Annotated in this window: 11 protein-coding genes; 4 read left to right on the top strand and 7 right to left on the bottom strand. The window is 65.9% G+C overall.

Translation table 11 applies throughout. From position 1 onward, the window contains the following. The 4 genes from ACZYX4_RS03870 to ACZYX4_RS03855 form a co-directional block, all read right to left on the bottom strand. Complete coding sequence (locus ACZYX4_RS03870; protein ID WP_463873817.1) at positions 1-4,239, bottom strand: Pls/PosA family non-ribosomal peptide synthetase; 4,239 nt, start codon at positions 4,237-4,239, stop codon at positions 1-3. An 84-nt stretch (positions 4,240-4,323) separates the two neighbouring features. Further along, positions 4,324-5,895, bottom strand: coding sequence for an aspartate kinase (locus tag ACZYX4_RS03865; protein ID WP_463873815.1), 1,572 nt, complete (start codon positions 5,893-5,895; stop codon positions 4,324-4,326). A gap of 60 nt (positions 5,896-5,955) precedes the next feature. Further along, positions 5,956-7,227, bottom strand: coding sequence for a diaminobutyrate--2-oxoglutarate transaminase (gene ectB / locus ACZYX4_RS03860; RefSeq protein ID WP_463873813.1), 1,272 nt, complete (start codon positions 7,225-7,227; stop codon positions 5,956-5,958). Positions 7,228-7,550: 323 nt separating this feature from the next. Continuing rightward, on the bottom strand, positions 7,551-8,567 hold the full coding sequence (locus ACZYX4_RS03855) for a M20/M25/M40 family metallo-hydrolase (protein WP_463873811.1): 1,017 nt from the start codon (positions 8,565-8,567) through the stop codon (positions 7,551-7,553). A gap of 243 nt (positions 8,568-8,810) precedes the next feature. Between ACZYX4_RS03855 and ACZYX4_RS03850 the strand changes: the two genes are divergently transcribed. Together ACZYX4_RS03850 and ACZYX4_RS03845 are read left to right on the top strand one after the other, a co-directional pair. After that, positions 8,811-9,941: an LLM class flavin-dependent oxidoreductase gene (locus ACZYX4_RS03850; protein WP_463873809.1), complete on the top strand. Its 1,131-nt coding sequence runs from the start codon at positions 8,811-8,813 to the stop codon at positions 9,939-9,941. Then, positions 9,941-10,402, top strand: coding sequence for a MarR family winged helix-turn-helix transcriptional regulator (locus ACZYX4_RS03845; protein ID WP_463873808.1), 462 nt, complete (start codon positions 9,941-9,943; stop codon positions 10,400-10,402). The genes ACZYX4_RS03850 and ACZYX4_RS03845 overlap by 1 nt, the downstream gene beginning before the upstream one ends. 155 nt (positions 10,403-10,557) lie before the next feature. Here the strand turns inward: ACZYX4_RS03845 and ACZYX4_RS03840 are convergent, their stop codons facing one another. Together ACZYX4_RS03840 and ACZYX4_RS03835 are read right to left on the bottom strand one after the other, a co-directional pair. Further along, on the bottom strand, positions 10,558-11,364 hold the full coding sequence (locus tag ACZYX4_RS03840; protein WP_463873806.1) for a transglutaminase-like domain-containing protein: 807 nt from the start codon (positions 11,362-11,364) through the stop codon (positions 10,558-10,560). A 74-nt stretch (positions 11,365-11,438) separates the two neighbouring features. Continuing rightward, positions 11,439-12,269: a hypothetical protein gene (locus ACZYX4_RS03835; RefSeq protein ID WP_463873803.1), complete on the bottom strand. Its 831-nt coding sequence runs from the start codon at positions 12,267-12,269 to the stop codon at positions 11,439-11,441. A gap of 223 nt (positions 12,270-12,492) precedes the next feature. Here ACZYX4_RS03835 and ACZYX4_RS03830 point away from each other — a divergent pair, with 223 nt between their 5' ends. Both ACZYX4_RS03830 and ACZYX4_RS03825 read left to right on the top strand, forming a co-directional pair. Next, positions 12,493-13,167: a DUF1684 domain-containing protein gene (locus tag ACZYX4_RS03830; protein WP_463873800.1), complete on the top strand. Its 675-nt coding sequence runs from the start codon at positions 12,493-12,495 to the stop codon at positions 13,165-13,167. Positions 13,168-13,171: 4 nt separating this feature from the next. Continuing rightward, on the top strand, positions 13,172-13,714 hold the full coding sequence (locus tag ACZYX4_RS03825; protein ID WP_463873798.1) for a GtrA family protein: 543 nt from the start codon (positions 13,172-13,174) through the stop codon (positions 13,712-13,714). Between the two features lie 112 nt (positions 13,715-13,826). Here ACZYX4_RS03825 and ACZYX4_RS03820 read toward each other — a convergent pair whose 3' ends face one another. Further along, the gene (locus ACZYX4_RS03820) at positions 13,827-14,984 is read right to left on the bottom strand and encodes a cysteine desulfurase family protein (protein ID WP_463873796.1); all 1,158 of its coding nucleotides are present in this window, start codon (positions 14,982-14,984) and stop codon (positions 13,827-13,829) included. Positions 14,985-15,068 lie beyond the last annotated feature (84 nt).

Genomic DNA, 15,068 nt, shown 5'->3' with positions numbered 1-15,068 from the left:
TCAGACCCGGACCGCCTTGTGGCGGCGTGGGGCGTGGGTGCTGGGGGCCGCCCCGGCCGGTGCCAGGGGCCTTCTGGAGGCTGCCGTCACTGCCCGGTGGCGGGGCCCGCTGGGGACAGGGGCCGGGCGCTGGCCACGTGGTGAGCTGACCTCGCGTGCCGGGTTGCCGACGTAGGTGGAGTTTTCCGGGACGTCTTCGCCTTTCATCAGAAACGCGTCAGCTGCCAGGGTCGAGCCGTCGCCCATGGTCACGCCGTAATGGACGAAGGCTTCGACTCCTACGGTGCAGCGGTTGCCGAGAACAATCCGGCCGGATTTGAAGGTCCCGTCTTCCAGGGAATGGCCCTGGATGACAGTTCCTTCGTTGAGCGCACAATCATCACCGATCGTCACGAGGGTTTTCTCCGGGATGGCGCAGCCCGCGTCGTAGAGCCGCTTGCCGACCTTGATGCCCAGCAGTCGCATGAACATGGACTTGAACGGTGTCCCGCCGAAGGGCGCCGCTGTCAGCAGCTTCCAGAGCCGTTCGTGCTGCCAGAAGTAGTGGTCGTAGATGGAACAGTATTCAGGCTTCAGGCGGCGGAAGCCCATGACGGAGCGCTCCACGAGTATGGAGACCAGGGTGCTGAAGAGCAGGAAGCCGAGCATTGCAGCGGCAATCGCCAGGACGCCGATGTAGCCGTGCGCCGAGACGGCGATAGCGGCGCTGAGTGTCCCGGTGTACAGCAGGAACCAGCGGAAGGCCAGGAAAAGCGCCATGCTCCGGATGTTGTACCGGTTCTTGGCCGGGAGGAGCCGGTCCTTCGCCTCCTCCAGCTTGCTTTCATCGAACTGGGCATCGCGCTGCACTGACCGGGGAATTTCGAACGGGGGTGATCCCAGCAGGCCTACGTCTGATCGGGTGGGACCGTCGATCGGAACCATCACCTTGGTGCCCAGCAGGCAGTTCTCCCCCACGCGGGCTCCAATCGGGAAGGTGATGTCGTTGCCCAGGAAGTTGCGGCCGGCGACGCTGACACGTGAGAGCCGGAATGAGGTGTTCGTGAAGTCGGCGTTCATCATGTTCAGGCCGTCCGAGGCCATGGTTCCCGATCCTATGCTGCTCAGGAACGGCGACTCGTGGCCAACGGCCGGGCCGAAGTTCGATCCGGTCTGCACCACTTTGCCCAGGTCATAGCCCAGGGCTTGCAGGTAGTGCACAATATAGGAGCTGTCGCCGAAGAGGTTTTTGTAGATGCCGGCGTTGGAGATCCCCGCCATCATCCGCTGCAGTGAATAGTGCACCCCGTACAGCGGATAGACCTTGTCGGGCGTAAGGACGAGGTTCAGCAGCCGCGGAACGGTAAGGACAAAGATGCCCCCGCCGATCAGTCCGCCGATGAAGAGAAGCATCGTCACGGCCGCTGTTTCCACAAAGAACCCGGCGGCGCCCAGCTGCAGGTGTTTGGTGTCCAGGTAGGACGGCAGCAGGGCGGCCAGCCCGAGGACACCGGCCGGGAGGACGAGGACAAGGCGGTTGAACAGCTGGAGCAGGCTGAAGATGACCCGCCGGCGGGTGCTGCAGTCCGCGGCGGGAACCCGCCGGTAGGCGGTGGTGGTGCGTTCGGCGGGGGAGCCATGCCAGCTTTGTCCGGCGGGCACTGCCTGCCCTGTTTGAAGGGCCGAGGCATGCCCCAACTGGCTGTCATCCCCCATCGCGGTGCCGATGTCGAAAGTGGTCTTCTCCGAGACCAGCACGTTCCTGCCGAAAGTCACCGGGCCCTTTTCGAGGACGCCCGGGCGTGCCCGGTAGCAGAGGAAGAAGGAGTTTTTGTGGATGACGGTGTTGTCGCCGATGGTCAGGAGATCTGTGCACGCCGGCACCGTCCGGGAGAAGATGACCACACCCTTGCCGATTTTTGCCCCGAGGAGCCGCAGGTACAGCACGTAGATCGGTGAGCCTGCGAACAGTGCCAGCGGGTTGGCCCGGGTCAGGGTCCTGACGACCCAGAACCGGATATAGGCCATGCTCCAGATGGGAATCAGCCCGGGCTTCCACCTCCCCACGAGAACCCATTTCACGAGGATCGGCGTGAGGGACAGGATCAGGAAAGTGGCGATCCCGAAGCCCACGGATCGCACCCACATCTCAAGCGGCGTGGTTCCCCCGGACACCCATTCGAAACCGAAGACTAACAGCCAGGCGGCGTACATGGTGTAGCCCAGGAAGACCAACAGCTGGATGGCCCCGCAGAGGAAGTATTGGAAGGAGCTGGCGCGGGGCAACGTTGCCGGGGGTGCCAGGTCAACGGCCGGCGCGGCCTGGATCAATTCAGCTTCGATGTTCCTTCTCTGGAGGCACTCGGCCAGCTGCCGCACCGTTGGGTGCTGATAGATGTCCTGCATTGCCGCGTGCGGCAGTTCCGTGGCTTTTCTGACACGGGCGCAGAAGTGCGCCATGAGCAAGGAGTCGGCGCCCAGGTCGTTGAAGAAATGCGCGTCCGTCGACACCTTCTCCAGGCCCAGCACGGCACCAAGCTGTTCCGCCAGTGCCTGCTCGGACTCCGTGACCGGGGCAGTGTAGGACCCGTCGCCTGCCAGGCTGAGCCGGTGCGTCGGTTGGGGCAGACGCTTCCGGTCCACCTTGCCGCTGGCCATCATGGGCATGGACTCCAGCTGTTCAAAATAGCCGGGAACCATGTAGCCGGGAAGCCTGGTGCGCAGCATCTGCCGGATGTCACGGGCATCGATGCTTGAGACGTCCTGGCGGAGGGTGTAGTAGGCGGCGAGCTCAACCGATCCGCCCTCCGGTTCAAAGGTCTCAACCACGGCCTGGGCGATCCCCGGAAGCTGCAGCAGGAATGAGTCGATTTCCGACAGCTCGATGCGGTACCCGCGTATTTTGACCTGTGTGTCGATCCGCCCAAAGTATTCAATTTCCCCCGCGACGTTTATCCGGCCCAGGTCCCCGGTGCGGTAAATCCGGCCGGAGGGATTGTTCCCGATCCCGAGGAAATCCGGAATGAACGCCCGCTCGGTCAGGTCCGGCCGGTTGACGTAGCCACGTGCCAGGCCCACCCCGGCAAGTCCGATTTCCCCCGATTCACCGGCCGGCAATGCCCGGGATTCGTGAGGGTCCAGGATGACAGCCGAGTAGGTGGGCAGGGGTACCCCCAGCGACACCGGCCTGTCGGGGTCAAGGAGAGCCCACGTGGCAGTCACCGTCGCCTCGGTAGGCCCGTAGACATTCAGGAAGCGGCGGCCGGGGCGGTGCCAGCGGGTGACGAGATCCCGGGGGCACGCCTCACCGGAGACCAGCAGGAACCGCAGGCCGGGCAGGTCCTCGTCAAGGGTCGCCAGGAGGGTCGGAACACAGCACATGGCTGTGATGCTCTTCTCCCCCAGGAATTCGGCCAGCTCGGCCCCCAGCAGGTTCGGTCCGCCCGGCTTGGGTACCAGGGTGGCCCCTGCCATCCAGGAAACCCAGATTTCCTCCACCGAAAAATCAAAGGCGATCGTCATTCCCTGGTAGACCCGGTCCGTGGACTCGATGCCGTAATGCGCGGACGCCACACGGACGAAATTGCAGATGCTGGCCTGCTCCACCGCCACGCCCTTCGGCCGTCCGGTCGAACCCGAGGTGTAGATAATGTAAGCCAGTTCATCTTTTTCCCCGCCCATCTCCACCCCGTTCAGCCGGGAGGAGTCTTCCACGTCGACGTGCGCCTGCACATGGTCCAGGCACACCGTCTGGGCGGCGACTTCAGGCAGCAGGTCCTTGAGATGCGACAGGGACAGAACCAGGGCCACATCAGCGTCCTCAACAATGTACTTGAGGCGGTCAGGGGGGAACCCCGGGTCCAAGGGCACATAGGCCGCGTGGATCTTCAGCGCCGCCAGCATGGCCACGTAGGCGCGCCACGGCTCGTCGAACAGCAGCGCGATACGGTCCCCGGGCCGGGCTCCACAGGCCAGGAGGTGGCGGGCAAGCTGATTCGCCCGTTCGTCCAGCTCCAGGTAGCTCAAGACCACGTCCCCCGCGTCCACGGCAATCTGGGCACCCAGTCCTTCATCACGCAACCGGTCGCAGCGATCCTCGAACAGCTGGCCCAGCCTCTCCCCCGTTTGCCAGCGGGCGGACTGGTCCGGAGCGGCCGACGTCAGGACCGTTCCCTCCACCGCACCGCCATCAGTGAAGATCTTGCCCCGCAGCTCAGCGGGGGCGGTGACGTCACTCTGGACCTTCACCTTTTTACTCATGGATTGCCTCTTTCACACATGGAGCGTCGTGTCGCGGACAAATTGCTGGTTCGCTCTGAAACTCAGACCTGACGGCTGCGCCGTTCACCGGATGATCTGCCGTGCTGTCAGCGGCCCCCGCAATGCCGGGCTGGCCGCCCAACCCCGGAGGTCATAGCCCCAGCGGATATCGCCGTCCAAGGACCGGTCGGGGGCCGACGGTGGGCCCGGCGGTGCCGTCTGCTCCGTCACCGGGGCTACGCCAAACGCCAGCCGGACGGCGCGCTCAGCGTCACCAAGGCACTCGGCGCCGGTGATGGCCGCTATATAGGTCTCCGATATTTCGACGAGATCGACGTCGATACCCGCTTCCGACAGGGTCCACAGGAAGGTGCAGACGACGTCCGGCGAGGACCGCATACCCACGCCCGTGACTGACACCCTGCCCACTTCACCCCGGTGCTGCAGTCCCTCGAAGCCTATGGTTCCTTGGGCAGCACCGAGCACGGCGAGGGCGGGAGAGGCGTCAATCGCCGGGACTATCAAGGCAACGTCGGAACGCCTGGAACCTGAGTGTGCCGCGCTTTGCACGATTGTCTGGACATTCACCCCTGAACGCGAGAGCACCTGGAACAGCCGCGCCATGCTGTCCGGTTCGTCCGGAACTCCGACAACGATGACTTGCGCCGCGGAATTGACTCGGCCAACTCCGGTCACGACGGATTGCTCCCTCACCGGCCTGCGGAAAGGGCGGCGGTCAAGGCCGGGCAGGATCAGCGTTCCCGGCGCCGGCACAAACGAGGATCGTACGTGGATGGGAATACCGAACCGGCGGGCGTATTCCACACACCTCAGGTGCAGAACCTTGCAGCCGGAGGCCGCGAACTCAAGCATTATCTCGCTTGAGAGCACACCGATCTTGCGGGCATTCGGAACAATGCGCGGGTCCGCGGTGTAGACGCCGTCGACATCCGTGTAAATCTCGCAGATCCCGGCACCCAGCGCTGCGGCCAGCGCTACGGCGGTCAAATCCGAACCACCCCGGCCGAGAGTGGTGACCTTTTTCCCTTTTTTCGTTCGGCCCTGGAATCCAGCAACGATCGGCACTTCCCCGCGGGCCAGGCTGGTGCGGAGGCGGTCAGGTCTCACGTCAGTTATCTGCGCTTTGCCGTGAACGCTGTCAGTGATAACGCCTGCCATGCTGCCCGTAAAGGTGACGGGGGCCTGACCAAGATCTGCCAACGCGATGGCAAGCAGGGCCGACGACACAAGTTCGCCGGTGCTCAGCAGGGCATCGAGGTCGCTGGGACGCGGCCGAGCGGAAACTCCGGCAGCGAGGTCGCCCAACTCATCGGTGGTGTCCCCCATGGCGGATACCACTGCCACGACTTGGTATCCCTGCTCCCGGGTTCTGGCAATTCTCTGGGCAGCCCGGAGAATGCCGGCAGGATCCGCCAGCGAGGAACCCCCGAACTTCTGTACGACGACGCACCCCAGGGGGATCGTCTTGTCCCATTCGTCTAACATGAGCTGAGGACCAACGGTCCAGCCGGTGACGCCGGCCGTTGCCCCGGGGCGTCCCGGTGCCGTCGTCGGGCGAGCTGAGGAATGCCGCAACTCTGCGGCGGGTGCTGTGCTGAGTCCAGCCTGCTTAGCCGCTGCTTCTTGGGTGCTCATTGTGCCGTTCCTAAAATCTGATCGGTCGGTTGTAGCTGTTACATTCCCTCTGCAACATGGCTAGGCAAGGGACGTCACCGCGACCTTCCCGCCCGTCACAGATTCAGCGGCTTCGGCAAGAATGTCGAGTCCCCTCAACAACTCTTCGGTGTCGATGGTCAACGCAGGCATCGTCTTGATGACCTCGCCCTCGGGCCCGGAGGTTTCCACCAGCAGCCCGCGGGCGAACGCTTCGGCCGCAATCTTCCCTGCCATTTGGTGGTCGGGGTAGTAGATTCCCGCGAGCAGGCCCCGTCCCCGAACGTGGGCACCTTCGGTTCCCACTGCGATGCGCGTCAGCCCCTCGTGCAGCTGCGAAGCAAGTCCCTCGATTTTCGCTTCCAGGGTCCGGTCCCCCCAGTAACGTTCCAGGGCGGCGGTCCCCGTGACGAACGCAGGGTTGTGTCCGCGGAAGGTTCCGTTGTGCTCGCCCGGCTTCCAGATGTCATGCTCCGGTTTGAAGAGCGTCAGGGACAATGGCAGCCCGAAGCCCGAAATGGACTTCGACAGGCAGACGATGTCGGGCGTTATGCCGGCATCCTCAAAACTGAAAAACGTGCCGGTGCGTCCGCATCCGGCCTGGACGTCGTCGACAATGAGCAGGATGCCGTGCTGGCGGCACAGTTCCGCCAGGCCCCGGAGCCAGGAGGCACGGGCCGCTCTGAGCCCGCCCTCCCCCTGTACGGTTTCCACGATGACGGCGGCGGGTTTGTCGACGCCTGATCCGCTGTCCTCCAGGGCGTGGCGGAGCCACAGGAAGTCCGCCGTCTGGCCGTCAAGGAATCCGTCATAGGGCATGCTGGATGCGTTCGTCAGCGGAACCCCGGCGCCCGCCCGCTTCATGGAATTGCCTGTCACTGCAAGGGATCCAAGAGTCATCCCGTGGAATGCATTCGTGAAGCTCAGGATATGGGGCCTGCCGGTGACTTTTCGAGCGAGCTTCAAAGCCGCTTCAACTGAGTTTGTCCCCGTGGGCCCGGGGAACATGACTTTATAGTCATAGTTCCGGGGCTTCAGAATCAGCTCGTGGAACGTTTCCAGAAAGCGCCGTTTGGCAACTGTTTTCATGTCGAGGGAGTGAACGATTGATCCGGAGAGGAGATATTCGACGAGCGGCCGAAGCAACTCAGGATTGTTGTGACCGTAGTTCAGAGCTCCGGCTCCGGAAAAGAAATCAAGATAATCCCTGCCGTCCTCACTGTAGAGCGTGCTGCCGGACGCGCGGTCGAAGATCGTGTCCCAGGTGCGGCAGTACGAGCGGACTTCTGACTCAAGGGCCTCAAAAATGTCCATGGCTAGCTTTCCTTCGTTCTATTCCCCGGCCTAGATACGGCTCAGAAATCCGGAAATCGGCCACGGAACAACAAGCTGCTGCGGCCCCATGCCGCAGTCAGGAAGCGTGACCGGTACTGACTCAAAGCTATGGAATGCCGCTAAGTTAGGGATCCGTAAGCCGTACTCGAATCCTTGATCAATATCCGGCCCGGTCTACTTAGCTGTACTCACACGTCAAGACGCCCGAATCAAGTAGTCCAGGATCCGACTCAACGCGCAGCGTCACCCGGGCAATCTGCAGAAGCGGAGTGGGGCCGCATCTGTTGTCCTGGGGCCGGATGTCAGTCCCGTGGGGCCAGGGCGTAGGTGGCGGTGGCGTAGGCCAGGGCCCCGGACATTTCCTTGAGCAGGTCCGCGTTGGTGTTGCTGATAGTGTCGCAGGCTTTGTGGTAGCAGGAATCGAGTTTCTTGCCGGCGGCCCCGCCGTAGGCCTGCACCTGGACTCCGGTCTTGTTTTTCACGTCGCCGCTGAACAGCCCGCCGACGGGAATGCCGGCCTGCAGGAAAGCCTCGTAATCGGACCCGCCGTCAAAGGGCGTGGTCTCAGCCGGCAGCGAGTTCTCCTCGAAGAACCGGAAGAAGACATCCTCGATCTCCCGGGAGCCCTTCGGCCCTGCCTGCTTGAAATCCGATCCGTCGCCGTCGTGGATGGACCGCACCCCGTTCGGGGAGGCCAGCATGTCCACGTTCAGGTTCGCCGCGGTCTGCGCCTTCTCGGCCCGGCTCAGCTCATCGACGTAGTGCTGGGAACCGTAGAGGCCGTCCTCCTCCGCGCCCCAGAACGCAAACCGGACCCGGTTCACCGGGGTGATCCCGATTTCCTTCAGCCACGTGGCGATCTCAAGCATCGCCGCAACCCCGCTGGCGTTGTCGTTAATCCCCGGCCCCTTACGCACAGAGTCCAGGTGACCGCCCACCACCACGGTGTTCTCGGCGCTGCCGCCGGTGTCGGCGAGGATGTTGAAGCTCTTCACCTTTTTGCGGTTCTTGCCCTCGCCCCGGAAAGTGAAGGCCTGCCGGACCGGGGTGTACCCGGCCGCGCGCAGCTGGTGCTCGACGTAGCGGGCGGATTCCTCATAGCCGGAGGTGCCCGAAGCGCGGTTGCCGTCATTGTCATCAGCGATGCGCTGCAGCGCCTCCATGTGCTCCACCATGCCCCCGCCTTTGAAATCCTCCAGCACCGCGCGGGCGTCCACCCCACCCGCAGGATCCAGCCGTGAAGCAGTGCATCCCGAGAGCACCAGACCGGTTGCGAGCAAGATGGCGGCGGCCGCAGCCGCTCGGGGCCTTTTCATCATGTGGGTATCCTCCAGGCTACGAAGATAACGCCCAGACCGTTCCAGAGAAAGACTTTGCCCGGGTAGCAACTGCTCGCGTCCATCATTGAGGTGGCCTCCGGCCCGCCCGCGACGCCGGTCCGCGCCGGCACAGCGGGGAATATTCCGACGCGGCGGACGTTGTACCGGCCGATAGATGCATATGCATGTATCGGCTATAGTTAGAACAGCTCCCGGAAGTCTCCGGCCACGGAAAGGCACATCATGCAGATCGGCGTCTTCAGCGTCAGCGATATCACCACCGACCCCACCACAGGCCGCACGCCCACGGAGCACGAGCGCATCAAGGCGTCCGTGGCGATCGCCAGGAAGGTCGAGGAAATCGGCATGGATGTCTACGCCATCGGCGAGCACCACAACCGGCCTTTCTTCTCCTCCTCCCCCACCACCACACTGGCCTACATCGCCGCCCAGACAGAGCGCATCATCCTGTCCACGGCCACCACGCTGATCACCACGAATGACCCGGTAAAAATCGCCGAGGACTTCGCCATGCTCCAGCACCTGGCCGACGGCCGCGTGGACCTGGTCCTGGGCCGCGGCAACACCGCCCCCGTCTACCCCTGGTTCGGCAAAAACATCCAGGACGGGATTGAACTCGCGATCGAGAACTACTCCCTGCTGCGCAGCCTCTGGGACGAGGACACCGTCAACTGGTCCGGCAAGCACCGCACGCCGCTGCAGAACTTCACCTCCACCCCGCGCCCGCTCGACGGCGTCGCTCCCTTCGTGTGGCACGGTTCGATCCGCACACCGCAGATCGCGGAGGTCGCTGCCTACTATGGCGACGGCTTCTTCGCGAATAACATCTTCTGGCCCAAGGAGCACTACCAGCAGCTGATCGGCCTCTATCGAGAACGCTACGAGCACTACGGCCACGGCAAGGCGGACCAGGCGATCGTGGGCCTGGGCGGACAGTTCTTCATGCGGAAGAACTCGCAGGACGCCGTCAAGGAGTTCCGTCCCTACTTCGACAGCGCCCCGGTGTACGGCCACGGCCCGTCGCTTGAGGACTTCACGTCGCAGACCCCGCTGACCGTCGGCAGCCCGCAGGAAGTCATCGAGAAGACGCTGACCTTCCGTGAGTACTTTGGCGACTACCAACGACAGCTGTTCCTGATCGACCACGCCGGCCTGCCGCTGAAGACCGTGCTGGAACAGCTGGACCTGTTCGGCGAAGAGGTCCTGCCGGTCCTGCGCAAGGAATACGCCGCCACGACCCCGGGCCACGTCCCCGAACCCCCTACCCACGCGGGCCGTGTCGCCGCATCCCTGGCCGCTGCCGGCCAGTCCGCCAGCGACGCCGCCAGCCACGCCGGCAGGCAGAGCGTGTGATGTCCACCAAAACACCCGAGTCGCCGGTGCGCCTGGCCGCGGAAACCTGGGAATCCCTGTTCCGCGCCCAGGTGGCGGTGATGCGCCGGCTGCAGGCCGGGCCCGCCTTCAAAACCCTGGCACTGAACGAGTACGACGTGCTGTTCACGCTCTCGCGCTGTCCGTCGGGCTGGCTGCGCCAGAACGAGCTCAATGACCACGTGCTGCTGAGCCAGTCCAGCCTGAGCCGGCTGGTGGAGCGCCTTGAAAAGCGCGGCCTGGTGGAGCGCATGCCGGCTCCCGACGACGGCCGCGGCGTCCTGGTCAAGCTCACCGAAGCGGGCTGGGAGCTCCAGAAGCAGATCGGCCGGGAGCACGTCCGCGACATTGCCTCCCTGGTGGCTCCGGCGCTGACGGCGGCCGAGCAGCAGGAGCTGCTGCGACTGACAGAGAAGCTGCGGGCCTCGGTGGCGACCCGCTGACCCGCGAAGCTTCCGGCGGCGGTCCGTCAATCGCCAACGATTTCGATGGTCACTTCACGGTCGTTGCCCAGGCCTCTGAGTTCCCGGATATCTGAGTCGATGCCTCCGAGCTTGACCAATCCCGGGGAGTAGTGGGGAGCCCGCCGGGAGCATCCCTACTGGAGGGTGACCAGCTTCGCCGGATCCTCATCCGGCAGGTCGCCGTCGACGATGGCGGTGACCGTGAGCTGCGTCAGCGACAGGCTGCCACCAACGGTCGACAGGAACGCGGTATCCGAGGAATCCCGGCCGGCGGTGATCCGCAACATGCTCCCGCGCGGTGCCAGGCCTGTGGGGTCGATGACGTACCAGGCACCGTTGATGTGGGCCTCGGCCACCGCGTGGAAGTCCATGGGGCTCAGTCCCGGGGCGTACACCGCGGCCAGCCGGGCGGGAACGTCCTTGGCGCGCAGCAGGGAGATCGCCAGGTGGGCAAAGTCGCGACAGACCCCGCGGCGGTGCAGCAGAGTCTCGACGGCCCCGTCGGTCCCCCGGGAGGATCCGCTGATGTAGCGCAACTCGCTGAACACCCAGTTGCGCACCGCGTGCACCAGCTCAGCACCCTGCAGGCCGCCGAATTCCGCGTAGGCCGTCGGCAGGAGCCGGTCGGACTCGGCATAGCGGCTCGGCCGGACGTAGCGGATGAGTTCCATCAGCCGGGGTTCCTCCGGCAGCGCGAAGCCGGTGACGGTGGCCGTGTACTCCACGAGCACTTCGGTGGGTTCAGCGAATTCCATGTAGTGGAAGCGCCCGCCGTGGTGGTCCGGGAGTTCGGTAAGCGGGACATGCTCGCCGCCGGAGGTCACGGACAGGGTCTCCACGAAGCCGCTGTAGCCGGAGTTGTGTGCCACGGATACCGCCAGGGCGACCTTCGTGTCGGCCACGGTCTTGAAGGCCATGCGGGCGGCTACAGAGCGTTCCATGTTTCTCCGGGGTGTGAGGGCAACGGCGGGTGAAGTCACCGCTCCCGGTCCGGATGTGTGCGGGCGGTGCGGGACTAGTTTTTGATCTCCAGAGACATTAGCATCCGCTGGACGTTGGCGAATTCCGAGCCCTCGTTGACGTATTTGGCCGCCTGGTCGAGGGTGTCAAAAGCCCGGGCAGGCGCGACCTTCTGGTCCGGGGAGAACGCTTTCAGCTCCGTCAGGTCAGCGAAAGAGTAGTCCCCCTTGCCCTCGGGCCCGCGGACCAGGTTCTGCAGCACGCAGGACTTTCCTTCCCTGCCGCCGACGACGTTGGTGATGCCGTAGGAGCCGAAGTACTTGTAGCCCTGGATCACCCGGTACACCACCCGCGGGTCGATGGTCCCTTCGCCGCCGCGGTGTGGCAGTTCCACCGGGACACTGCTGACGACGGTGTACGGTTTCGCGGCGCCGTCCGCACAGGCGGGGGCGGGCCGTGGCTGCAGTCCGGTCTGCAGGGTAGCGAGGTAGCCGCCCGCGGCGTCCTTGACCTCGATCTTGAGGGCTCCGGGCAGGGTTCCCTGGTCCGGGGTCACCGACTGGGCGATCCACTCCTGCGGGAGCTCGAAACTGACGGTCTTCGCCGGATCGGTGAACACCTTCCAGGCCGCCGCCGCCGAGCCGGGTTCCGCCGCGCCGGAGGCTGTGGACCCCGGGGACGTGCCCGGCGTCGTGCTGCCCGTGGACAGATCGGTCGGGGACCCTGCCCCGCTGGCGCCGGCGCTCGGGGTGCCGCCGGCCGTCCAGGCAGGGGCGCCCTTGCCGTCGCTGCTGCAGCCGGCCAGCGCGGCGCCGGCGAGCACGAGGGCAGCAGCGATGCTGACGCCGCGGGCCGTCGTCCGCCGGAAAGTATCCGTCCCAGTCATAATGCCAGCGTAACGGGGCTTCCGGCCGCCCGGAGTTCCCTGATCAGCGTTTCGTGGAACCTGACCCCGCGGTCCAGTCTCTGCAGCATGATCCTTTCCCGCCGGCGCGGCTGACGGGGCGTGCGGGGGTGGTCTGCGTGCGCTGAAGTCCAGGCCGGGGCGGGCCCGGGACCCGCCGCCGGAGGCGCGGTTCGCCGCAGGGAAAGCGGGTTACGCTGGGGACATGGCGGATCAGGATTTAGGCCCGACGGATTTCGGAGCCCAGGGCGGCGAGGCGGACATCTCCCCCGTCGACATCGCGGACTGGCGGCTCAGGACCTTTGCGCTGTACGCCAACGTGCGGAAGATCGCGGCCGAGGATCCGGCCGAGGCTCATTCCTACTGGCGCCAGGAGCGGGACCGGATGTTCGGCACGCACCCCGCGTCGCCGCTCACGGCGGCCGCCAAGTCGAGCTTCGGAGGGCTGAAGACGGCCGACTACGATCCGATCTACCGCTTCCACATCCCGCTGACGAGCGAGGGCGCCGGACTGGAAGTGAACGTCGAGACCGGCACCGACGGCCTGGTCCGGTTTGTCCGGCTGGGCACGTTCGACCTGCCGGAACTGGGCCAGCTCGGCGTGTGGAAGATCCATGGCTACGCCGGCGGCATCTTCGTGCCGTTCCGCGATGCCACCGCCGGGCAGCCCGGCGGCAGCTACGGTGCGGGCCGCTACCTGCTGGACACGATCAAGGGCGCCTTCCACGGCATGCAGGGGTCCGGGCCCGGGGCCGAGTTCGTCGTTGACTTCAACTTCGCCTACAACCCGTCCTGCGCCTACAACGAGGCGTGGGCATGCCCCCTCGCCGGCCCCTCCAACCGCCTGGCCGTGGAGATCCCTGTCGGCGAGCTGTCCTGAGCGGATGGATGCCCAGCTCGAGCAGCACTCCGCTGCCCCCGCCACTGCCCCTGCCCCTGCCAGTGACACTGCCAGTGACACTGCCACTGCCAGTGACACTGCCACCGGCCGGCGTCCTTCCCTCCGCCACCGCGGTGTCCTCCGCTACCCGCTGGTCCGGCAACTGCTGAGGTTCACCGCCGTCGGCATTGTGTGCACGGCAACATCACTGGCGCTCTACGCTTTCCTCCGTCCGCACCTCGGCTCGCAGCCGGCCAACGCGACGGCACTCATCCTCACGTCACTGATGAACACGGCCCTGAACCGGCGGCTGACCTTCAGGATCACCGAACGCCACCGGATGAAGCGCGACCATCTCAACGGACTGATCGTGATCCTCGTGGCGCTGCTGATCACCGGCGGAAGCCTCGGCGTCCTGCACTGGATCAACCCCGCTGCCACCGTCGCCGACGAGCTGTGGACCACCACGCTCTCCGGCTTCGCGGCCACGGCTGTGCGCTTCACCCTGCTGCGGCACTGGATTTTCCGCCGCGCGCGGCACCGCTAAGCTTTCCGCACCGCCCCCTCCGGAACCCCGGCTTGCGCTATCAGATAACGTGCCCTGGAGGGCCCCGGAGCAGCATTAAGTGATAGGGCAACCGGGTCAGGGGGGACGGGTGTCAGGTTGCGCCGAGGGCCTGGACGCTGCCGACGGCGGTGCGGACCGCGGCCGCCGCCTCCTGCAGCTCCGCCGCCGTGATGGTGGAGTCGAAGCTGAAGCGGACCGCCGTCTGGGCAATGTCTGCCTCGATGCCCATCGCGCGCAGCACCGGGGAGGGCTCGTCCGAACCCGCCGCGCAGGCCGAGCCGCTGGAGCAGATGACTCCCAGCCGTTCGAGCTCCAGCAGCACGGATTCGCCGCTGGTCCCCGGGAAGCAGAACGAGGCGACCGAGGGCAGCCGCTCGCTCGGATGGCCGGTGAGGACCGCGCCCGGAACCTGGGCCTGCACCGAGCGGATGAAGCCATCACGCAGCGCGGCAACGTGTGCCGCACGGTCTCCCGGCGTGTTCCGGGCGAGGGTGAGCGCCGTCGCGAGGGCTACGGCCCCGGCCACGTTCTCGGTCCCCGACCGGCGCCCGCGTTCCTGCCCCCCGCCGTGGATCACCGGTTCCAGCCGGATCCGGCTGCGCACGAACAGGGCTCCGTTTCCTTTTGGCGCCCCCAGTTTGTGTCCGGAGATGCTCAGGGCGTCCACGCCCAGTGCTGCGGTGTCGAGCTGAAGCCAGACGGCGGCCTGGACGGCGTCGGTGTGGAACGGGATTCCCTGCGCGCGGGCCAGCGCGGCCAGCCGGGTGATCGGCTGCACCGTGCCCACCTCGTTGTTGGCGTACATGATGCTGACCAGGGCGGTCTCCGGCCGGAGCGCGGCGGCGAGGGCCTCCCCGGTGACGCGGCCGTACGGGTCCACCGGCACGACGTCGACGGCGAAGCCGTGCACGCGTTCCAGGTAGCGGGCCGACTCCTCCACGGCTGGATGTTCGACGGCGCTGATCACCACCCGGTCCAGCCGCGGGTCCGCCGCGCGGCGGGCCAGGGCGATGCCCTTGACGGCCAGGTTGTCCGCCTCCGTGCCCCCGGAGGTGAAGACCACCTCGCCCGGGCGGCAGCCCAGCGCCCGGGCCGTGGTTGCCCGTGCCCCGGCGAGCGCCGTGGCGGCCGCGTCGCCGAGCGAATGGTGGCTCGAGGGGTTCCCGAACTCCCCGGAGAGGAACGGCCACATGGCTTCGAGCACCTCGCGGCGGACCGGGGTGGTGGCCGCGGCGTCGAGGAAGATCATGGCGCCGCCGCCCCGGCCGTCTGTCCGCTGTTCCGCCCGGTCCCGGGTGCACGGCCCTGTCCGGTGCCGAACCCCGGGTCAGTG

This window comes from Pseudarthrobacter leeuwenhoeki (genome assembly GCF_055412885.1).
Note: the sequence above shows the minus strand (reverse complement) of the source record. Positions and strands in the feature narration are given on the sequence as shown.

Excerpts from the sequence above, each read along its gene's own strand:
- ACZYX4_RS03870 (WP_463873817.1), bottom strand. The coding sequence starts at position 4,239 with ATGAGTAAAAAGGTGAAGGTCCAGAGTGACGTCACCGCCCCCGCTGAG.
- ACZYX4_RS03865 (WP_463873815.1), bottom strand. The coding sequence starts at position 5,895 with ATGAGCACCCAAGAAGCAGCGGCTAAGCAGGCTGGACTCAGCACAGCA.
- ectB (WP_463873813.1), bottom strand. The coding sequence starts at position 7,227 with ATGGACATTTTTGAGGCCCTTGAGTCAGAAGTCCGCTCGTACTGCCGC.
- ACZYX4_RS03855 (WP_463873811.1), bottom strand. The coding sequence starts at position 8,567 with ATGATGAAAAGGCCCCGAGCGGCTGCGGCCGCCGCCATCTTGCTCGCA.
- ACZYX4_RS03850 (WP_463873809.1), top strand. The coding sequence starts at position 8,811 with ATGCAGATCGGCGTCTTCAGCGTCAGCGATATCACCACCGACCCCACC.
- ACZYX4_RS03845 (WP_463873808.1), top strand. The coding sequence starts at position 9,941 with ATGTCCACCAAAACACCCGAGTCGCCGGTGCGCCTGGCCGCGGAAACC.
- ACZYX4_RS03840 (WP_463873806.1), bottom strand. The coding sequence starts at position 11,364 with ATGGAACGCTCTGTAGCCGCCCGCATGGCCTTCAAGACCGTGGCCGAC.
- ACZYX4_RS03835 (WP_463873803.1), bottom strand. The coding sequence starts at position 12,269 with ATGACTGGGACGGATACTTTCCGGCGGACGACGGCCCGCGGCGTCAGC.
- ACZYX4_RS03830 (WP_463873800.1), top strand. The coding sequence starts at position 12,493 with ATGGCGGATCAGGATTTAGGCCCGACGGATTTCGGAGCCCAGGGCGGC.
- ACZYX4_RS03825 (WP_463873798.1), top strand. The coding sequence starts at position 13,172 with ATGGATGCCCAGCTCGAGCAGCACTCCGCTGCCCCCGCCACTGCCCCT.
- ACZYX4_RS03820 (WP_463873796.1), bottom strand. The coding sequence starts at position 14,984 with ATGATCTTCCTCGACGCCGCGGCCACCACCCCGGTCCGCCGCGAGGTG.